General features: G+C 59.1%; 14 protein-coding genes. 2 read left to right on the top strand and 12 right to left on the bottom strand.

The genetic code is table 11. From position 1 onward, the window contains the following. A partial coding sequence (locus BGIM_RS64940; protein ID WP_162136279.1) for an ISAs1 family transposase occupies positions 1 to 422 on the top strand: 422 nt, incomplete at its 5' end. On the opposite strand, the gene BGIM_RS51840 is transcribed toward BGIM_RS64940, so the two are convergent. The 6 genes from BGIM_RS51840 to BGIM_RS0122550 all read right to left on the bottom strand — a co-directional run bounded on the left by BGIM_RS51840 (position 314) and on the right by BGIM_RS0122550 (position 9,897). Continuing rightward, complete coding sequence (locus tag BGIM_RS51840) at positions 314 to 1,495, bottom strand: DUF1549 domain-containing protein (protein WP_040889923.1); 1,182 nt, start codon at positions 1,493 to 1,495, stop codon at positions 314 to 316. The two genes, BGIM_RS64940 and BGIM_RS51840, sit on opposite strands and share 109 nt — an antisense overlap. A gap of 559 nt (positions 1,496 to 2,054) precedes the next feature. Next, positions 2,055 to 2,945, bottom strand: a complete 891-nt coding sequence (locus BGIM_RS0122570) for a hypothetical protein (RefSeq protein WP_020472001.1) — start codon at positions 2,943 to 2,945, stop codon at positions 2,055 to 2,057. 123 nt (positions 2,946 to 3,068) lie between these two features. Next, entirely contained in the window at positions 3,069 to 3,854 is a 786-nt protein-coding gene (locus tag BGIM_RS0122565; protein ID WP_020472000.1) for an SGNH/GDSL hydrolase family protein, read from the bottom strand. Between the two features lie 85 nt (positions 3,855 to 3,939). Continuing rightward, positions 3,940 to 6,303 carry a DUF1553 domain-containing protein gene (locus BGIM_RS0122560; protein ID WP_020471999.1) on the bottom strand — a complete coding sequence of 788 codons (2,364 nt, stop codon included), beginning with the start codon at positions 6,301 to 6,303 and terminating at the stop codon, positions 3,940 to 3,942. Between the two features lie 32 nt (positions 6,304 to 6,335). After that, complete coding sequence (locus BGIM_RS0122555) at positions 6,336 to 7,733, bottom strand: DUF1501 domain-containing protein (protein ID WP_052639990.1); 1,398 nt, start codon at positions 7,731 to 7,733, stop codon at positions 6,336 to 6,338. A 31-nt stretch (positions 7,734 to 7,764) separates the two neighbouring features. Then, the gene (locus BGIM_RS0122550) at positions 7,765 to 9,897 is read right to left on the bottom strand and encodes a DUF1549 and DUF1553 domain-containing protein (RefSeq protein WP_162136278.1); all 2,133 of its coding nucleotides are present in this window, start codon (positions 9,895 to 9,897) and stop codon (positions 7,765 to 7,767) included. Between the two features lie 164 nt (positions 9,898 to 10,061). Here BGIM_RS0122550 and BGIM_RS0122545 point away from each other — a divergent pair, with 164 nt between their 5' ends. After that, on the top strand, positions 10,062 to 10,895 hold the full coding sequence (locus BGIM_RS0122545) for a carbon-nitrogen hydrolase family protein (protein ID WP_020471996.1): 834 nt from the start codon (positions 10,062 to 10,064) through the stop codon (positions 10,893 to 10,895). A gap of 8 nt (positions 10,896 to 10,903) precedes the next feature. On the opposite strand, the gene BGIM_RS0122540 is transcribed toward BGIM_RS0122545, so the two are convergent. From BGIM_RS0122540 to BGIM_RS0122515, 6 genes are all read right to left on the bottom strand, one after another. Further along, positions 10,904 to 12,280 carry a DUF1501 domain-containing protein gene (locus tag BGIM_RS0122540; protein ID WP_040889920.1) on the bottom strand — a complete coding sequence of 459 codons (1,377 nt, stop codon included), beginning with the start codon at positions 12,278 to 12,280 and terminating at the stop codon, positions 10,904 to 10,906. A 50-nt stretch (positions 12,281 to 12,330) separates the two neighbouring features. After that, positions 12,331 to 13,086 (bottom strand): arsenate reductase/protein-tyrosine-phosphatase family protein, encoded by a 756-nt coding sequence (locus BGIM_RS58030; RefSeq protein WP_020471994.1) that lies wholly within the window; start codon positions 13,084 to 13,086, stop codon positions 12,331 to 12,333. Continuing rightward, positions 13,086 to 15,482, bottom strand: coding sequence for an AMP-binding protein (locus BGIM_RS51830; protein ID WP_157369346.1), 2,397 nt, complete (start codon positions 15,480 to 15,482; stop codon positions 13,086 to 13,088). The genes BGIM_RS58030 and BGIM_RS51830 overlap by 1 nt, the downstream gene beginning before the upstream one ends. 229 nt (positions 15,483 to 15,711) lie before the next feature. Then, positions 15,712 to 18,036 (bottom strand): RIP metalloprotease RseP, encoded by a 2,325-nt coding sequence (gene rseP / locus BGIM_RS0122525; RefSeq protein WP_020471992.1) that lies wholly within the window; start codon positions 18,034 to 18,036, stop codon positions 15,712 to 15,714. After that, complete coding sequence (locus BGIM_RS0122520; protein WP_020471991.1) at positions 18,033 to 19,229, bottom strand: 1-deoxy-D-xylulose-5-phosphate reductoisomerase; 1,197 nt, start codon at positions 19,227 to 19,229, stop codon at positions 18,033 to 18,035. Before BGIM_RS0122520 ends, rseP begins: the two co-directional genes overlap by 4 nt. A gap of 137 nt (positions 19,230 to 19,366) precedes the next feature. Next, a complete protein-coding gene (locus tag BGIM_RS0122515) occupies positions 19,367 to 21,106 on the bottom strand; it encodes a serine/threonine protein kinase (RefSeq protein ID WP_063607911.1) in 1,740 nt (579 codons plus the stop codon). Between the last annotated feature and the right edge of the window lie 117 nt (positions 21,107 to 21,223).

Here is a 21,223-nt window from a genome sequence, read left to right as displayed (position 1 = left end):
GGCTGGAGGTCCGGACCCTGCGAACCACGTCGATCCTGACCGGTCATGAACAATGGAAGGGCCTGGCCCAAGGCTTCGAGATCATCCGGGAACGGACCATCAAGGGGATCAAAACCGTCGAAGTCGGGTACGGGGTGACAAGCCTGTCTGAAGAGCAGGCGACCGCCGCCGACCTGCTGAGACACCTCCGCGATCACTGGAAGATCGAAAACGAATTGCATTACGTTCGGGACGTGACCTTTCACGAAGACGCCTGTCGGGTGCGCTCCGGTTCGGCCCCCCAAATCCTCGCCGCCCTGCGCAACTCCCTCATTCATTTGCTCGCCGGGACCGGGGCCGACAACCACCGCGAAGCCATCGAACTCCTCCAAATCCGACCCGAACGGGCCAGAGTGCTTATCGGCATCCCCCAAAGTGAATGACGGAATGGCCCTGAGCGATGGTCGTGGCACTGGGCGCAACCCACCGATGTCCCGGTCAGGCTGGAGGTGACGATCTTGATGGTATCCGTTACAACTTGCTCGACATCGGCCGGGCCGCCACCGCTGGCCGTCCCGTCCGGAGCGGTGCGAAGGAAGCCCGTTGCCGCCAGCAAGTCGATTTGCTCCGGCTTCAAATTCGACCACGGCCGGGGAACCAGTTCATCCCCGGCGAGTTGTTCGATCACAAATTGATTGAGCGGCTTGTCCGCGTTTAACGCCCGGATGACGTAGTCGCGGTAACGCCAGGAGTGGGGCCGAACCGTGTCCACGGCCCCGTCCCCATCGCTGTCGGAATAGCCGACGATATCAAGCCAGTGCCGCCCCCAACGCTCCCCGTAAGCGGGCGAGGCCAGCAATTGATCGAGCCGTTTTTCGTAGGCATCGGGCGATTGATCGTTGAGGAAAGAATCCAGTTCTTGTTGTGTCGGCGGCAGTCCGGTGAGGTCAAGCGTCGCCCGGCGAAGGAGAGTGGCCCGATCCGCATCCGGGTTGAAGTTGAATTGTTTCTCGCGGAGTTTCGCCAGCACAAAGGCGTCAACGGGCGTCCGCACTCGGTCGGCGGGCGAAAAGGTCGGCGGGTCGATCCGCCTCAATGGCTGATAAAACCAATACGCCCGCTCATCGGCCGTGATGCCCAACCCCGGCGGCAACGTCATCGGTTCGTCTCGCAACGTCTTCGCCCCGGTGGCGATCCACTGTTCGATGAGGGCGATCTTATCCGCCGGAACTTTCTTTTCCCCCGGCGGCATGTCGCCGTCTTTCATCCGCTGCACGAGCAAACTCTTCAACGGCTCTCCGACCGTGATCGACGGCCCGCTCTTTCCACCGGAAAGGGCAAACCGCTTCAAACGCAAATCGAGCTTGCCGGGGAGTTTTTCACCGCCCCCGTGGCAGTCGAGGCAATAAGCCTTCAGGATGGGTCGAATGTGCTGTTCAAACGTAATCGGATCAGCGGCGGCCAATCTCCCGTTCCACGCAATCAGGAACGCAATGACCAACAAGGCGGTTCGCATGAGAATGGGTCCAAGTCGGCGGGAGAGGGTGGTTCGGCAGGAAAGTTAGTTTATCATGTCCGGCGAGACATCGCCAACCCGGTTCTGGTTGTTTGTCAGATGAAAACGATTCCTCCCGACAAAAGCAATTCAAGCCGACAAACACTGTCCGGTTTCTTATTGAGGCCGAACTACTATTTGGGCCACATGGCGCCTTCAACCATCCGGGAATTAACCATGAGCATTTAAAATGGGCCATTTTCAATTGGTCAAAATCGCTGCGCATTTGCCCAAAATCATCAGGCGACCCCTCTGTTTTTCCGGGGGTTTTGAAAAATAGTGTTCAGTTGGCCCACTGTTTTTGACCAGTTGGGTGGGTGTTCAACTGTCTAAAAATGGTCACCGGAGGGGTTTTTTCACCTGCTTTTGGTCACTTTTCAGGTCGAATTTGACTGGTTTGAAAATCCGAAAATGCGAAGCCCTGTAGCCTGTTCGCCCAAAATGGAGTGGCCAAGGCGCCGAACCGCCCGATCATTGGCGTGCGGCAAAAAGCCCCCGGCGATGATTGAGCCACGTGCCGTCACTTGGAGCGATTCATTTGAATCTTGATGACGGATTTTTCGACCGTCATGGTCAGCGTCAGCGTTTTGCCAGACAGGTCGATCTCGTACACATCCGGCTTTTCCACCTTCATGAGCTTCAACGTCAGTCGGCCGTCGGCGACCGCGTATTCGCCCGTGAGGAGTTGAAAGTCGGCCTTCTCGCTCCCGGTCTTGGCCCGCGAGATCAGCACGAAACCGTCGGCACCAAACGTGGCGGCATACTGGCCCACCTTTTTGCCTTCGATCAAGACATCTCCGGCCCAATCCCCGACGATGTCTTTGCCACTGACGGCCGACTTGGCCGGTGTTTTGGCCAACGGCTGATTCAACTTGCCGCCCCAAATGTGGGATGTCTCGAAGGCCATCAGCAACAGGCCGTCAATGACACGGGGCAATCGTTCCGGGGTCACATCCTCGGCAGACGCCTCGGCCACGAGGCTGAGCATGGTTCCCTCTCGGTGGGGTGCGGTTTTGAAGAACGCCCGGCTGGAGTTGTGGCCTCCGCTCCAGTTCAGCAGGGCCAGCAAACGCCCCTGATCGGCATCGGCCGGCATCACCTGACAGTTGAACCATATCCGGGCCACGGGCGCTTGCCCGCCCCGCTCGATCACTTCACACGTCACGACCCAATCAAGAGTTTCCTTGGATTTGGCGGACGTGTACTTCAGACCAAGCGTGTAAAACGGCAGCTTTTCCGCCGTCTTCGACGGGATGAGTTCCGTTGCATACTTGGCGCTCAACACCCGGCCAAGTGACTCGTGCGTCAAGGCAGAAGTTGCCCTCGTTTCGGCAGGCTGGGCCACAACCGGCCCGGCGATCAAACTGGCGAAAACGAGAACAAAGGCGGTGGCTGCATGAAACAGTTTCATGGCAATCTTTCGGTGGCTTGGCTTCGGACCCCCATTACCGCCGACGCCGCGACTCGTGACAAGAAAAATCCGATTCCTTGATCCCTAAACGTTCCAACGGTGCCTCGAAGCCCGACACACCGGTTATTTGCCGTTGATCTCCTGATGCACCCGCCAGGCCGCTTCTTGGAATTGTTTTGCCTCCGCCGGGGAAAGAGTCTCTTCCGGTTGTTTGGGAAGGCGATGGGTAAGCCCGACGGGACTGTGGCCGGTCAGAATCGGGTAGAGGGTGCAGGCGTAAATGTACGAGCCTTTCTTGCCAGGGTGTGCCTTGTCCGGATCGTAAAGACCCAACCGCTGTTCCGGCGAGGCGCTGTCGCCCCAATACGACAACCAAGCCTTGCCGGCGGCGGCGACCGGAACTTTCAATTCCTTGCCCAAGGCGACGTGCATCTCATGGAGATCTTGGAACCCTTTGGGGTAGAGCGTGCTGATGCTGGCGGTGCTTAGCAAAACTGTTTTGGAGCCATTTTTGCGAATCAACTCATCAAGCAGCCGGGCATGCTTGGTGAAGCTATCCGGTTTGACGTTGTAGATTTCCTGAAGAACAACAAAGTCCCACTTCTCCGACGTGATCTTCTCGCGAGCGGTCCCCTTGCCTTCGCCCCGGTTCCAAAGACTCTCCAAGGACGCACCGCCTGCGACGGCCCGATCCGCCGAGATGCGGGGCTGGCCCGCCGGGGCCGACTCCGACAACGTCTCAATCAATCGCGGCAAATCGTTGTAGAAAATCTGGCTGTTGCCCACGAAAAGCACGCAAAGCGGTTTCTTGGCCGCCAGTTCCTTCTCTTGGGCACCGGCAACGGGCGCATTGAAAACACAAGCCAAGACGGCCATCATCAACCAAACGAAACGGAAAGACTTGGTCATTTTCAAACCTCTTCATTTGGTGTCTTCAGACCGTCGATCCTTGTTGTGGCGAGACGTTGATCAACGAAATTGAAATTGCCACTGATCACTCCCTCGTCACGAATTCATCAAGATTCAACAACGCCCGTGCGACCAACACCCACGACGCGGCGGTGGCGACATCATTTTTCGATTTCACATCCAGCATCGCGGGCTTATGGGAACCCAGCAGCTTTACAGCCTCCGCTGAATTTTCCAACGCCAGTTCCCGCGTGTCTTTCAACAACTGAACCAATCGGACGGCCTCGGCTGTCGAGGGTTCGCGGCCCATGCACAACTTGAAAAGATAGGCGGGCCGGGCGTCCTCTGTTTGCACCCGTTTTGCCAACGCCTGGGCCGCTTCGACAAACACTGCGTCATTCAAGAGCGTGAGGGCTTGCAAGGGAGTGTTGGAGCGTTCGCGTTTCACGGCGCACACATTGGAATCAGTCGCGTCGAAGGTGGTCAGTGTCGGGTAGGGGCTGGTCCGCTGAAACCAGACGTAAAGGCCGCGTTTGTACTTGTCCTCTCCTTTGGATTCGACCCAACGGGCGGAATTGGCATACGTCAATTCCGAGATGCCGCTTGGTTGCGGCGGGCGAATGCTCGGCCCGCCGATTTTGCGGGTAAGCAGGCCGCTGGCCGCCAACGCGGAGTCCCGGACGATCTCCGCTTCGAGGCGAAACCGCGATTGCCGCGCCAGCAACACGTTGAGGGGGTCTTTGTCGATCAGGTCGGTTCGAGTCGCGGACGACTGGCGATAGGTTTGGCTCATCACGATCCGCTTGTGCAATTTCTTGAGGGACCATTTATCCTCGTCGCGGAAGGTGGTTGCCAGCCAGTCGAGCAATTCCGGATGGGATGGCTTTTGCCCCTGCGTGCCGAAATCCTCCGGCGTATTCACAAGCCCCTTGCCGAAGAACTTGCCCCACACCCAATTGACCGTCACGCGCGGGGTGAGCGGGTTTTCTTTCGACACGATCCATTTGGCTAAATCGAGCCGGGTGGAGGGAGCTTTTTCCGGCTTCGGCAACACTGCCGGGGTTCCGGGTTTGACTTCCACGCCTTTGCGGAGAAAGTCGCCACGAATGTGAACATGAGTCGCCCGCGCGGGACCGGCGGCCAACGTCTGCACCTTGCTCGGCTCCGGTTTGGTCTTCAGATGAGTGGCGACGACCGCTTCTCGTTTTTTGATCTCGGCCGCCGGCATCTTCATCTGTTTGGCCTCTTCGACGGCCTTCTTCAACTCGGCCGTTTTCGTCGTGAATGCCGCAAGGCGATCTTTGAGGGCGGCTTCCTCGCCGGGGAGGAAGGCCGGCAAATCGGCCTCTTTGTCGCTGTTGAAGAACGCGAACAATTGGTAGAACTCCCGCTGGCTGACAGGGTCGTATTTGTGGTCATGGCACTGGCAGCAACCCACGGTCAGCCCGAGCCAAACGGTTCCCGTGGTGTTCACGCGATCAATCACCGCCGCCACGCGAAACTCTTCCTGATCGACGCCCCCTTCTTTGTTCGTCAATGTGTTGCGATGGAATCCGGTGGCGGCTTTCTGCTCGGTCGTCGCGTCGGGCAACAGATCCCCGGCCAGTTGCTCGATGGTGAACTGATCGAACGGCATATCTTTGTTCAACGCCTGAATCACCCAATCGCGGTATCGCCACGCGAATGGCCGGCCGGTGTCCTTCTCGTAGCCGTCGCTGTCCGCATAACGGGCGGCGTCGAGCCAGTGTCTTCCCCATCGTTCGCCGTAGTGCGGGGAGGATAGCAATCTCTCCACCAGTTTTTCGTAAGCCTCCTCGGAGGGATCGTTGACAAACTCATCCACTTCCTTCGGCGATGGCGGCAGACCGATCAGATCGAGATACAACCGGCGAACCAGCGTGTGCTTGTCGGCCATCGGCGAAGGAGCGGTTCCTTCTTTCTCCAATCTCGCCCGAATAAACGCATCAATGGCGTTGGCCGCCGGATGTTTGGTTTTGGGAACCGGATGTTGAACAGGGGCTTGGAACGCCCAATGCGATGATTTGACGCCCGCCGTGTTCCCGGTGGCGGCGGTTCCCCATTTCGCCCCCTGATCGATCCACATCCGGAGAATGCCGATTTGCTCCTTCGTCAATTTCTCAGTTTTGCCGGGAGGCATCACCTCGTCGGGCTTCAAGCCGGAAACCAATTGAATCAGCAAGCTATCAGCCGATTTTCCCGGCACAACGGCCGGACCGGAGTTGCCGCCTTTGGTGACCGCCGTTGAGTCATCAAGACGCAACGATCCCTTCTGCTTCTCGGGCCCGTGGCATTGCACACAATGGGCCGCGAAGATCGGTTTCACGTCCTTGTCAAAGTTGATTTGGCGGTCGGCGGACAGTTTGGGTTCGGCGGCGAAGCCAATCGCCCCCGACACCAACGCGAGTGAAACGACCCAGACGTGCCGCATTCGTGAGGCTCCCAAAGTAGTCTCTGGCAATATTAACCGATGGCCGCTTGAATCACTTCGCCGGCGTTGTCCGTGAGGCGTTCGTTGCGGCCGTTATGGCGGTAGGTTAGGCGGGTGTGCTTGAAACCGAGCAGGTGCAGGATGGTGGCGTGGATGTCGTTGACATGCGTTTTGTCAGTGGCGGCCCGGAGGCCGATTTCGTCAGTCGCCCCGATCACCCGGCCCCCTTTGACGCCGCCCCCGGCCATCCACATGCAAAAGCCGTGCGGGTTATGATCGCGGCCAGTGGTTCCTTCCGTCATCGGTGTGCGGCCGAACTCGCCGCCCCAGATCACCAGCGTGTCCTTCAACAAGTCCCGGCGTTTGAGATCAGTGAGCAACCCGGCAATGGGCTGGTCGCTTTGCAGGCAAAGTTTGCCGTGATTCCCTTCCAAATCCGAGTGGGCGTCCCATCCGTTGGTGTCACCGCAATAGAGTTGCACGAACCGCACACCCCGTTCGACCATGCGGCGGGCCAGCAGACACCGTGTGCCGAACTCCGCTGACTCTTTGCGATCAAGGCCGTAAAGGGTTTTCGTTTCCTTTGATTCGCTGGCGAGATCGACCACTTCAGGGGCATGTATCTGCATCCGAAACGCCAGTTCATACGCAGCGATGCGGGCTTCCAACTCCGAATCCCCCGCACGAACGGCTAGATGGTCTTGGTTCCCCTCGCGGATGAAGTCGAGCGTGCGTTTTTGCTGTTCAAGTGAAACGCCGGAGGGCCGGTCAAGATTCAACACGGGGGTTGAACCGCCGCGAATCAGCGTGCCCTGATAGGTTGTCGGCAGAAAACCGTTGCCCCACGCCGGAGCGCCGCCTTTGGGCCAGCCGCCGGGGTCCGGCAACACGACGAACGCGGGCATGTTCCGGTTCTCGGACCCGAGGCCATACGCCACCCATGCCCCCATGCTGGGGCGGCCCATCAGGATCGACCCGGTGTTCATCAAATACACCGATTCGGGATGGGTGACGCTGTCGCCGTGGCAACCACGAAGCACGCAGAGATCATCAACGCATTTCGACAAATGGGGGAACCAATCGGAAACTTCTGTTCCGCATTCACCGTGTTTTTTGAACGTCCGTTTCGACGCCAGCAGTTTGTTCTTGTCCACGCCTCGCCGGGTCTTCACCGGGCCGAACGATTCGGGCAACTTCTGCCCGTGCAATTTGGTGAGGCCAGGCTTGGGATCGAAAGTATCCATCTGACTCGGGCCGCCGGACATGAACAGGAAGATCACCCGTTTGGCGGTCGGTTCAAAGTGCGGTTTCTTCGGTGCCAGCGGATCGCGTTCCCCGGCGAAGAGTTTTCCGTCGTCGGCCAGCAAACTGGCGAGCGCGATCCCGCCGAACCCGTGACCAGCGTTGCGGAGGAAGGATCGGCGATTCATCGGGTTCGGAAGCGGTTGCACGGAAATCGCCTCAATCCAGATAAACAAACTCGTTCATGTTCATCAACGCCCGGCACAATTCGGATAGCGATGAGGTCTTCAAAAACACCCCCGCCCGTTCCCGCTCCTTGTTCGTCGGCAATCGTCCCAACGTCAGCCGATAGGCCCGGTCGATTCGGCCGGGTTCGGAGTCCGCTTCCTTCATCAAGCGTTCCGCGACAAACTTGGCGGCTTCCATCGCCTCGGGGGCATTCAGCAACGCCAGGGCTTGCGGTGCCGTCGTGCTTCGTTCTCGCTTCGGGCAACTCAGGTTGCTGTCGGGGAGGTCAAACGCCTCCAAAAACGGATGGCGAAGATTTCGGCGGGCGAACAGGTAGACGCTTCGCCGCACATGATCCTTCGGATCGGGGCTGACAATCCAGCCGCCTTTTGCTCCTTTTACCGCCTCCGGGGCCACCGGGGGAGTCACACCGGGGCCGCCCATCGTGCTGTTCAACCGGCCGCTGATGGCAAGCAACGAATCCCGCACGGCCTCGCCTTCCAATCTCAATCGGTTCATTCGAGAAAAGAACGTATTGTCGGGGTCTTTCTCCATTGTTGTTTGGGGGGCGATGGTTGATTGCCGATATGTCTCAGAAAGCAGCATCAGTTTGTGCATTCGTTTGAGACGCCAGCCCCCGTCGACCAATTCCGTCGCCAGCCAGTCAAGCAATTCGGGATGCGTCGGCGGTTCTCCCCGCACGCCGAAATCGCTGGCCGTGGGAACCAAGCCCCGGCCAAAATGTTGCTGCCAGACGCGGTTGACGATCACGCGGGCCGTCAGCGGATTGTCCGCATGGGCAATCCAATTGGCGAGAGCCAGCCGACGCCCCCCGGATGACGGCGTGATTTTCGCCGGTTCGGGTTTGCGTCCGGAGGTGAGCGTGACGGGGAAACCCGGATCAACCACTTGGGCTTTGTTGGAAAGTTCGCCCCGTTCGAGCAAGTGGGTTTTCGGCGGCGGCCCCTGGCGGTCGGTCATGCCCATTCCCACGGGCAACGGGGCGGGCTTTTTCGAGTCGAACGATTTCAACTGTTGCCGAAGCTCTTTTAGCCGGGCCAGTTCAACGGCCGAAAGAGTCTTTTCCACTTCGGCATCGGTCAGGGCCGCCAACTTCGCCGTCTCCCGCACCAATTCCTGCTGGCCGCCGTTTCGTTTTTCTGGCGGTGTGCGATGAGCCGCCTGAGCCTCGGCCGAGAGTTTGGCGATTTTTGCATCCAGCAATTTCGCCCGGTGCGGTTGTTCCACGGCAAGGATGTCATCCCGCAACGATTGCGTCAGGCGGTCATACTCTCGAAGGGCCAGCAAATGTTTTTCACGCTCGTCTGAAGAAGCGACATCAAGATTCGTGCGAAACTCGGCCCCGGCGAAGAACGCCTGAAGTCGGTAATAATCCGTCTGCGGGATTGGTTCAAACTTGTGATCGTGGCAGCGGGCGCAACCGACGGTCAACCCGAGGAAGACCAGACTGGCTGTGTCAGTCATGTCGTTGAGAGTGTTCAAGCGGCGCTGGGCCTGATCGGCCGAATCGGTCATGTCCGGGCCGAGCAAATTGAACCCGGTCGCCACCAAGGCGGCGGGATCACCGGGGAAGGCCTCGTCTCCGGCGAGTTGCTCGATGATAAAGCGATCAAACGGTTTGTCCTCGTTGAAGGACCGGATCACATAATCCCGAAATCGCCAAGCATGGGGCCGGATTTCATCTTGCTCGTATCCGTTCGTGTCGGCATACCGGGCCAAATCGAGCCAGTGTCGGCCCCAACGCTCCCCGTATTGCGAAGAGGCCAGCAACCGATCCAGCAATTTCTCGTAGGCGTTTGGCGAAGCATCGTTCACAAACGCATCAACCTCATCCGGCGTCGGCGGCAATCCGATGAGGTCAAACGTCACCCGGCGAATCAATTGCGGACGCGTCGCCGGAGGCGTTGGTTGAAGTCCGTTCGCCTCCAGTTTGTGTCGAACGAACGCATCAATCGGCGATGTGATCGAGGAATCTTTCAGCGTTGGCGCCGCCGGGCGAACCGGCTTCTTCCAAGCCCAATGATCCTCGGGGGAAGCGGCGAAAACTGGCGGAGTTGTGCCGGTCAGCAGTGCGACGATGATGATGGCACGACGAAACTGCATTGTCCCCATCGCTCCGGGCCTCGGCACATTCTAACAGGCTAACCCGTCTTGCGGGTGACTGTCAATCATGTAATCCTGCCGATATCCATCTGCAAAACTCGCCCGGCGTTTCATTCCATACAGTACCAAAGATTCGCCCGACACCCCGGACGGAGGCGGTTCCCGTGCGCATCGGTCATTTCCAGTTGATCTCGAAACTTGGCGATTTCGACGGCAATCTCGCCAAAGTGGTCGAAAGCCTGAAGCGGGCCGACCGCGACCGCGTGGAGGTCGTCAGTTTTCCCGAGTGCTATCTGACGGGCTATACGGACTCGGCCGAAAAGGCCCGACAGGGGGCGTTTTCGCTCGATTCGCCGCAGATGATGAAGGTGCTGGAAAAGACGATGCAAGCCGAGGCCACGTTCATCGTCGGCTTCAACGAGAGTCGCGGCAAAGACCTTTACAACACATCTGCCATCATCCACAAAGGACACGTTCTTGGCACATACAGCAAATGCTCCGCATACATGCCCTTCCACAAACAGGGCCGCGAATTCCCGGTGTTCGAGCGAGCAGGCGTCAAGTTCGGCGTCATCATCTGTTCAGACGGTGGCTATATCGAGCCGGCCCGGTTGCTGGCGATCAAGGGGGCGAAAATCATCTTCGCCCCGCACTATAACGCCATCGGAGCGACCGGACTCATCAACCATTTCATGAACGTCCGCAACGACCATACCGCCCGTGCGGTGGAAAACCGCGTCTTCTTCGTGCGGGGCAACAACGTGGCCCCCGGCATTGATCCTTCGTTCGCCCGCGAAAGTGTGGCTTATGGTGACAGCTATATTCTGGACCCGAACGGAGAAATGGTAGTCCGCACCCGCCGGCATCAGGAAGATTTCATCTTCGCGGACATCGACCCGGCGATGGCCCAAGACACCAATTGGGGCGTCGGCCGTTCGTTGTGGAGCGCTCGCGAATTCGGGAAATTGCTTGCCGAGGCGATTGAGAAACCAAAGTGAGATGATTTTCAGGCGAACAATCCGAGGAGGGGCTTCCCCGAAGTGATCGGCACCGGGCGGTTGGCGAGGTCTTGGAAGTGACCGGCGGGGTCGATGCCGAGGGCGTGGAAGAGGGTGGCCATCACATCCGGCGGCGTCACTGGGTTCAGCGAAGGATAGGCCCCGATTTTGTCCGACGATCCGTAAGTGGCGCCCCGAGTCACGCCTGCCCCGGCCATCGCGATGGAGTAACACATGCCCCAATGCTTGCGGCCCGGCGTCGCCCCGTCGAATCTCGGTTCGAGGGCCACGCGCGGGGCGCGGCCAAATTCACCCAAGCACACCACCAGCGTGGTTTCCAACAGGCCGCGTTGTTCCATGTCTTCGAGCAGGGCCGAGAAGCCGAGATCGAATCGCGGCATCAGGTGATCCCTCATCGACTGGAAAATATCGTTGTGGGTGTCCCAGCCGTATTCGTCCGTGTCGTTCGGGGATTTATCCTGTCCGCGAATGCCGTGATTGAAGAAGACCGTTACCCACGGCACACCCCGTTCGACCAGTCGGCGGGCGAGCAGACACGCCTGCCCGGCTCGGTTGCGGCCGTAACGGTCGCGGACCCGCTCCGGTTCGTCTTCCAAGTCGAAGGCCCGCGTGGCCGACGGGGTGGAGAGGAGTTCATAAGCCTGCCGGTTTAACGGGTCGCGCTCGACGGTCGCCGGAAGGTTGGACAGCAAGGCTGTGGCCCCCTGCAACTGGTTAAGCAAACTTCGGCGACTGTCGAGCCGGAGTTTCGGCAATTCGGCCCGTGGTTCCAATCCTTGAAGCATCGGCAGTTCGTCGGTCACATCTCCCAAGATCAACGGTTCGCAGGCCCGGCCGAGGAACCCAGCGTTTTGCCCCACCGATGGCAATTGCGGGGCCAGCAGCGGGCCGTTGAGATGCACGGCGGTGTAAGGCAGGTTTTTCGCGGGCCGAAGGCGTCGGAGGATGGCTGATTGGGTGGGGAAGTCGTTCGGCGTCGGCAGCGGATTGGAAGATTTGCGGGCGTGCGGTTGGCCAGTGAGTGTGAGATAGGCGGCCGATCCGTGATCCAAGTCATCGTGGCTCATGCTGCGGATGACAGTCATCCGGTTGGCCAATGAAGCAACACGAGGCATGAGTTCGCCGAAGCGAATCCCCGGCACAGAGGTGGCAATGCTCCCGAAAGCCCCCCGCACTTCTGCGGGAGCGTTGGGCTTCGGGTCCCACGATTCAAACTGGCTCATCCCGCCACTGGTATAAACCAGAAGCACGGATTTTGCCTTTCCGGCCAACACGGGTGTTTTCGCCCCGAGCGGAGATGACAGCCACGGAATCCCGGCCAAGCCGAGCCGCAACCAATCCCGGCGATTGAGGGTGATCCGCATGAGGATCACTATAACTGATGAACGAGCAAATGGGCAACGATCTTTGCCTCTCAGCCGCCCGCCTTTTTCACCTTGTACCCCAGCTTTTCAAGTTCCTGGCAGACGCGGTCGCGGTTGTCACCTTGGATCTCGATTCGGCCGTCTTTCACCGTCCCGCCGGTGCCACATTTTTGCTTGAGGATGCCGGCCAGTTCTTTTAACTCTTCTTCTTTCAGGGGAAGGTCGAAAATGGTCGTCACACCCTTCCCCTTGCGGCCAGCGGTTTCGCGGCCCACTTTGGCGGTCAAAACTTTCTTCGGGGCTTCCTTCTTCACCGGCACAGGTTCCGGTTCCGGCGGGGGAAGCGGGCCATCCTGCCGGACGCCGCCGGTGATCAGCCGGGTGACGAAACCCGCCAACTCCCGCTCGATTTCTGGAATGGCGACGAGGTCGTCTTCCACATACCAATATTCCAGCTTTTCGACCCACGAGGGCCAACGTTCCTGCATCAGTGGCAAATGCTCGTTCTTGCTCAACGCCACGACGCGATCCGCGGCGGCGAACAATTCCTCCGTCACGGCCAGCGGAAGACGGGCGACCGCTTCGGCGGCCTTGATGCCCTTGCTAGTAATTGCTTTTTCGGTGGTTCGGGAAATAGGCCCCAAGTTGGCCCGACCGCGTTCGAGGGCAAGACCGGCCGAGGTGGCCCGCCACGACAGGCCCATCTTTTCGGCCATCGAATTGAAGACGATTTCCGCGTACCGGCTGCGGTAGTAATTGCCGGTGCAGAGGAACAACACGGTTTTGGCGGTGCGTGCGGCGGCCATTATTTCACGATCTCCAACGCCATTTCCCTCACCCGTTTCAGGTCGAGCTTGCCGCTGCCCAGCAAGGGAAGATCCGGCACGGGATAGAATTCGCGATCACCCGGAATCCACAAGTTCGGAATGCCGCGTTTTCCCAATTGATCTGTCAGTTCCTTTACGGGCATCGTCATCGCGGGGGTATGCAGCACGATCAACCGTTCCCCTTTGCGTTCGTCCGGCACGGCCGTGACGGCCAGCACACGGTCGTTCGTGCCCAGCACGGCATGAAGGTCTTCTTCGACCTTTTCCAAGGGGACCATCTCCCCGCCGATCTTGGCAAACCGCGATAGCCGCCCGGTGATCGTGAGGAAGCCATCCTCGTCGATTTTGGCCATGTCGCCGGTCGTGTACCAACCATCGGTGATGGCCTTGGCCGTCAGGTCCGGGCGGTCCAGATAGCCGACCATCACGTTCGGCCCCTTGATTTGCAGCATTCCTTCAACGCCGCCAGCAAGAGGGTTGAGCGTATCCGGGTCCACGGTGCGGGCGGCCACGCCGGGAATCGGGTGGCCGATGGTTCCCACTTTGTTGCGAATCTGCCGGGTGCCGTTGAGTTCCACGTCGGGCACGTTGGCGCTCACCACCGGCGAAAGCTCGGTGCAGCCGTAGCCTTCCATCGGCAGGATGCCGAACTTCGCCTCGAATTCATGGGCGAGGGCGGGGGGGAGTTTCTCCGCGCCGCAAACGAGGATTCGCAGGGCCTTGAAATCTTCCGGGTCGCAACGTCGCAGATAAAACCGCAAGAACGTGGCGGTGCTAATCAGCCCCATACACTTGAATTTCTTGCACAACTCACCGATTTCCTTGGCCTGCCGGGGGTCCGGGTAGTAAACGACGCCGGCCCCGATTTGGAGGGGAAGCCAGAGCAGAACCGTGTAACCGAAACTATGGAAGAATGGCAGCACCCCCATCAGGCTGTCACCGGGCACGATGCCCAAATGGCTGACGGAGGCGACCGCATTGCTGGAGATGTTCCGGTGGGAGAGCATCACTCCCTTCGGTTCACCGGTGCTGCCGCTGGAAAAGATGATCGTCACCAAGTCGTCGATTTTGTGCCCGCCAAGCCGAAGAACCAATCGTTCGATCACCCAACCCGGCAACAAGACGACCATCAGCAGGCTGCGGATTCGCTGCCATTTGGTGATGCCTCGGAGGGCGTCCTCTAAATAAACCAGATTGACCCCCTCGATCTCCAACGGCGCCCGCGTGAGGAATTTCTTCGAGGTGATGATGGTTTTCATGCCGGTCTGCCGAACGGCTGAGCGAATAGCGTCCATTCCCATCGTGTAATTAAGGTTCACGGAAACCCGGTGATGGAACGCCAAGGCAATGTTGGCCAGCGCGCTGCCCACGCTGGTCGGCAGCCAGATCCCCACATTCTTTTCCGTGCCAATCTGCGGCTTCAGCCAACGGGCCATACAGATACAGCCGACGAGCGATTTCAGGTAATTGATCTCGCGGGCGGTTGGCGTGGAGGCATCCACGAAACAAAGTTTGCGAAAATACCGGAACCGGGACGCGAGCCGGACGAATTGCCGATGCACCGGCCGCAGATGTTTGCTGGCGATGATGCTCGTCTCGGCGGTGAGTTGTTGGATCGCCAGCCGGACTTCCATCGCCGTCACCGTCTGCGGCATCGGCTTCCCGAACACGATGGTCACGTGATAAGGGAGATGCTGCGGCCACTTCCAAAACACCTTGTTCCCGGAGTAACTGAACAAGCTGCCCCAGAGTTGGTAGAGGCACACGGGAACAACAGTCACGGGGTTTTTCGTCTGTTTCAACACCCGCTCAAAACCCCGGCGAAAAGGCAACATCACGCCGGACCCTCGCGATAACGCCCCCTCGGGGAAGAGGCAGATCGCCTCCCCCCGGTCGAGGGCTTCCGCGATTTGTTTCAACGACTGCACAATCTGCCGGGGGCCGCCTTCGCCGTCAATCAGGATCGAGTCGGTCACCCGCAGGAACCATTTGAACAATGGATTCTTTGTAAACCCCTTGTAAGCCACAAACCGGACATGCCGGGGAGAGGCCGCCCAGAGGAGCAGCCAGTCCACATAAGTGACGTGATTGCTGAGGAGCAACACCGGACCGGTGCGGGGGATGTTTTCCCGGCCGATGGGGTGGAGACGATAGAGCGTGCGAGTGATGATCCAAAACACCGGCTTCACGGCATAATGGGGGATCAAGATCACCGCCAGCAACCAAGCGACGAACAACCCGGCCGGAACCGTGAGGTCGATCCACTCCGGGGATTGCAAATTGCTGATAAAGGCCCAGCACACGGGGGAGTCTCCGGCTTGAAGCGTGCCCGTGTTATACCGAAATCCCTTGAAGAAGGGGAATGGCGAAACCACCGGGCCATCCCATCCAACCGGACGCCGGGGTCGCACAATCCCGCTCAGGCGCCACAATTCCACCCTGACAATGATGTCGAGGAAATGGAAGTCAGATCGTTTCCCCGGCCGTTTCCAGAGGCTTCGGAATCGCCATCAAAAACCACGAGGCAAACACCAACACCCGCAAACGGGTGACATGATGTTTGCCTCGTCACATCAGTTTCACAACATCTGTCCGATTGACACGTCAGAAAAACAGGCGTCTCACATCCAGATAAATCACAAAGAACATCAGACTGAAGATCATCCCCAACCCCAGATACATCGACCATTCCATCAGCTTTTCCGGGGCGGGTTTGCCGCGAATCCATTCGTAAATCAGAAATACCATGTGCCCGCCGTCCAGCACCGGGACGGGCAGGAAATTCACCACGGCCAGATTCAGGCTGATCATCCCGATGAACACGATAAACGTCCACATGTCGTGGCCGACGATCTTGTATGAGATGTCCGCGATTGACAGCGGGCCGTTCATCGACTTGACAGAGATATTTCCCGAAGCCAAGGCATAAAGTTGCTGGTAAATGGTGCGGATCAGGCGAACCGTGCGCTGGCCGCCGAATTGCACGGCTTCCCAAAAATCCTCGGCTTTTTGCGTCCGGGTGTCCGCTTCAAACTTGAAGCCGCGTTCATTTTGCGGCCAGGTCGCGTCACGGACAGCCGTGAGCTTGAACTCCAAATCCTCGAACCGGTTTTCGTTTTCCACCGGCCGCCGGATCTTGAGTTCCAACTCCGGCGCGTCCATTCTGGCCACGAAGAATGAAAGGATTGCCCCTTGGTGTTGCTTGAGGGGAATCCAATCCGAGTCCTCCGACTTGTTTTGGAGGGTGATGTATTTGTGCCTGGCCGCGATGATGACATCGGATTTCTTCAAACCCGCCACTTCGGCGGCCGATCCCTTGGTCACGTCGTCGATGGTTGTTTCCACCTGATAGGCGATGCCCAAGCCGGGAATCGTCAGGGGGGAATTGGAGCTAATCACCGGCTCATAGCTGAAGCGATAACTGGGATCCCATTCCAGATCATAACCGCATCGTCGCGGGGTCTTCTGCGAGGCATCCGTGGGCGAACGCATCACGGTCACGCGCACGGGGGGGAATTTGAGAGGCTCGGAGTATCTTGGGTGTCGAATCCATTCTTCGGCCCATTCGCTCAGCTCATAAGGAAGCCGGGCAGGATCGAGAATCACTTCTTGAACCTTGTCTTCCATCTTTGGATTCGGGATGTCCACAAAACGCTTCTTCTGGCCGCCCGGCTTGGTGATTTCCACGGCGATCAGTCGGTCGCCCGAATCAGGCACATCAGGGTTAATCGCCACCAAACCGGGTTCCGTGGCGCCCTCAACCGGTTTGGCCTGTGTCGCCGGTGAATTGACTCGCAGGGCCGAAATTCGCCCGATTTGCAGGCGAACGCCGGGGAGAATAAGCGTGGGTTCCGGGTTGACCGGGATGTCGATTGATTGCCCGTTACGATCCACTCGCACGGTCACCGTCTTGTCCCGCATCAGTTGCATACGATCCCGAAACTCAAAGAAGTCGAGTTTCTTGCCGGACGGGTCTCGTTGATCCACCGGCAGATCCTTCATCACGGCCGGGTTTTCGGGGTCCGAAGTGGCGATCAACCGGTCACCCGGCATAAATCCCACATCCCCGGCAGTCTTCGCATTGCTGGCGGCGCTTCCGGGGATGGCGATTCTGACCTCCCCCTTCCGCCCCGCCTTGGCGAGGGTTAATTGCTCCGTGCTGCCGATGCCGATCATCGGAAACAATTCCCCCTCGTCCCGCCGGGGGACAACGTCGATGGTCACTTCGCTGCCGTCGCGTTGCTTGATGCGAATCGGGATGATGTCCTTGCGGGAAGAACTCATCACCTTCGTGCGGATGTCCGGATAGGTGGGTTTTTCGATGCCGCCGATTTGCAGAACCACTGAATCAGCCCGGATGCCGGCCTGCCAGGCCGGGGAACCGGGGCTGATGTAACCGATGATGCCCGGAGCTTCCTCGACACCGTGGGAATAGGCCACGATGAAGCAGCTAATGCCCAAAATCAGGTTCATAATCACCCCGGCCGAGATGATTAGCATCCGCTGGTAAACTTTTTTGTTTTTGAACGACCGGGGATCTTCCTCGGCTTCGTCGCTGTCGGCGTTGTCCCCTTCGCCAATCATCTTCACATAGCCGCCAAGCGGAATCCAACCGAGTTTGTAGGTCGTTTCCCCGTACCGGAACTGGCAGCCGGGGATCGGCTTGCCGAAGCCGATGCTGAAGGTTTCCACATGGACGTCGCAGAACTTCGCGGCCAGAAAGTGCCCGAGTTCATGCAAAAAGATAACGGTTCCCAAGCCCAGGGCGGCGAGAACCACATCCCCCACATAGAGGCCCCTCCAGACAATCACCCCCACGACGCCGGCGACAAACAATACCGGCATGTAGTTTTGGGAGAGCCAGTTACCGGGTTTGTCGGTTTTGGCGGCTTGGGTCGGTGTCGGGTTTTCGGGTGAGATATCGTTCATCGGGTTCGGTTGTTGGTGATCCAGCGGGCGACTTCCGTTCTGGCCCAACGGTCGGCGGCCAGAAGTTCGTCCAGGGTCGGGCGTCGGTTCAGGGAATGGGCGTTCAACACATCGGCGGCGATCCGGGGAATCTCGGGGAATGAAATTTCCCCCGCCAGAAACCGTTCGACCGCGACTTCGTTCGCCGCGTTCAACACGGCACCGCTGGTTCCCCCGTCGCGGGCGACCCGGAAGCCGAGGGAAAGAGCGGGAAAGGTTTCCGGGTCTGGTTGCTCGAATCGCAACTGATTCAATTCCGTCCAGTTCATCCGGCGGGTCGGGCTTGGCCAGCGTTCCGGGTAGGTCAGGGCAAACTGGATCGGCAATCGCATGTCCGGCGGGGACAATTGGGCGAGGACCGACCCGTCCCGAAACTCCACGAAGGAATGCACGATCGATTCGGGATGCACAATCACCCGGATTTGGTCGGCATCCAAGCCGAAGAGCCATTTGGCTTCGATGACTTCCAAGGCTTTGTTCATCAAGGTCGCCGAATCGACGGTGATCTTCGGCCCCATCTTCCAAGTCGGATGATTCAGAGCCTCGGCCACGGTGACTTTCTTCAACGCTTCGCGAGATTTCCCCCGGAACGGGCCGCCGCTGCCGGTGAGAACGACCCGTTCCACGGAATCGCGGTGCCCTTCCATTGCCTGGAAAATCGCGCTATGCTCGCTGTCCACCGGAAGTATCCGGGAGCCGGTTTGGGTGGCCCGTTCCATGACAAGGGAACCGGCCAGAACCATTGTTTCCTTGTTGGCCAGCGCCACATCCTTGCCCGCGTCCACGGCGGCCCAAGTGGTGAGCAGTCCGGCCGCGCCGACGATGGCCGAGACAACGATGTCCACATCCGGGGCCTGGATTCGTTCCAGCAACTCCGTCTGGGTATGAACAGTTGCCCACGGACCGCTGACTGATCCCTCGGGATGTTCTTCGCCTGTCAGGGCGACCCATTTTGGTTCAAACTCGCCAGCCTGCGCCCGTAACGTCGCCGCATTCCGGTGGGCGACCAGTCCGATGACCTCAAACCGATCAGGGTGCAACCGCAAAACGTCCAGCGTATTGCAACCGATGGACCCGGTGGACCCGAGGATTACCACGCGCCGCCGACCCGAATCGGGGACGGTTTTCCGTTGCATGGCGGTCAGTTGGGACACTCAAACAATCTCTCGGGGCGTGATCGGGAGCATAACGCATTGTACGATCCCGCCAACCGGCACGGCAGGGGCGGGAAATAAAAAACGGGCGATGTGCTCGCCCGTTGAACATTACCCGTTTTTAAAGCCTGCTTGCATTAGGTCGGGAACAGGAAGTTCTTGCCCAGCAGGTAAACAACTGCGGTGACAAGGGCCGCCACCAAGAAAATCAGCAGCGGACCGACCACCGGCGTCCGGACCGGCTCGCTCCAAGTGTTCATGCCGGGGTTCGGCAGGTTTTGCACCCGGCCCGCCGGGATCGGGGGAACCGGTGAATTCGGGGGCACTGTTCCCCCGGCTGGGGCAACCGGGAAGGGGGAGGCGAACTGTTCCGCCATCAATGGCTCCATCGAAAAATCGACGGCCGAGGCATAATGAGCCGCCGTGCCGCGTGAGACAGGCGGGGCTTGGGCCGGGATCGAGGGAGCCTTCACCCCGCCCCCGAAGACAGAGGGAGGAATCGGCGGCCCGTTCCCAAAAGAGGATGGCGGCACGGCTGCCGTGCCGCCAAACGCCGTGGCCGGAACAATGACCCCGCCGAAGGAAGAACCCGGAATCGGCGTCGGGGGGGTGGCGAAACCGGGGAACGATTGTCCCGGCCCCGTATAACCCGGAAGCGGGTTGCCCGCCGGAATGTGGGTCGGGGGCACAAAGCCCGGACTGTGGGAAACCGGCGGCTGAACAACCGGGCCGGACGTCGGCTGCGGAGGCATCGTCGGGCGGGGCGGCAGGTGAACCGACCCGCGAGTGTTCGGGATCACACCGGACCGTAGCGTGCCGTGGCTGCTCTGGCTGGTCGGGCGGGCCATTTGCAAAAATGGCTGGAGGGCCTCCACCAATTCATCCGTGGTGTTGTAACGGCTCTCTGGGGATTTTTGCATCAAGCGTTCGACGATGGACACCAACCCGTCCGGAACATGCGGGGCCAGTTCTCGCAACGAAGTCGGTTGTTTGAACTGGTGGGCCATCATCTTCTCGACGGCCGTGCCATCCGGGAACGGATAGCGACCCGCGAGGGCGTAATACAACACGCATCCCAGACTATACTGATCCCCCGCCGGCGTGCGGGTGGTCGGTTCCATGATGCTTTCCGGACTGCTGCAATCCAACCCACTGGTGAGCGTGTTGGCCGTGGACATGGTGTCCACCAGCGATTCGTTCTCGTTTTCCACCAAGAGGGAGCCGATGCCGAAATCGAGCAGTTTCCCCTGATTGTCCGGGGTCACCATGATGTTCGAGGGCTTGATGAGGCCGTGGAACAATCCGTTCTGATGGGCAATCGCCAAGCCGCCCGCCACTTGGCCGAAAATTTGGGCGGCGATTTCCGGGGCAATGCGGCCTTCCCGCTGCACTTTTAGTTCGAGCGGTTCGCCCTGAACCAACGGCCACACGAGATAATGCTGGCCACCAGAGGTGCCGACATCAATGAATGGCACAACAGCCGGATGGCTGAATTGTGAAAAAGCCCGAACCTGCCGACGGGCAAGCCGGACGTTCCACATGCTTCGGCGAGGAAGCACTTTCACGGCAAATAATTGATTGTCAGTTTTTGACGAGGCCTTAAAGACCTGTCCCATGCTGCCGGAGCCGATCGAATCGATCAACAGATACGGCCCGAGAACGAGTCCTTGGGTTTTCCCTTGAAGGATGCGCTCGGCTTGGAACGGACTGAGAATATTCTGGCTGACCAGATAATCAGCCAAAGCGGGCGGTTCCGCACGGGAGTTTCGCTTGAGGAATTCCCCGACCACTTGATCCAAATGGCCGCGGTCGATCAGGCCGCTGCGGCGCAAATCCCAGACAAACCATTCGCAGGCGCCAAGCTCTGAACTGACCATGGGTCGATCATCCTTCTGTTCGCCGATCAAGAATTCTTTCGGCAAATTCTGTGATTCGCAACGAGGGTGCGAAGTTAACAATCAGGCAAAATAGGAAAACCCTGACGCTTCCGCATA

This window comes from Zavarzinella formosa DSM 19928, assembly GCF_000255705.1.
GTDB classification, from domain to species: Bacteria; Planctomycetota; Planctomycetia; order Gemmatales; family Gemmataceae; genus Zavarzinella; species Zavarzinella formosa.
Note: the sequence above shows the minus strand (reverse complement) of the source record. Positions and strands in the feature narration are given on the sequence as shown.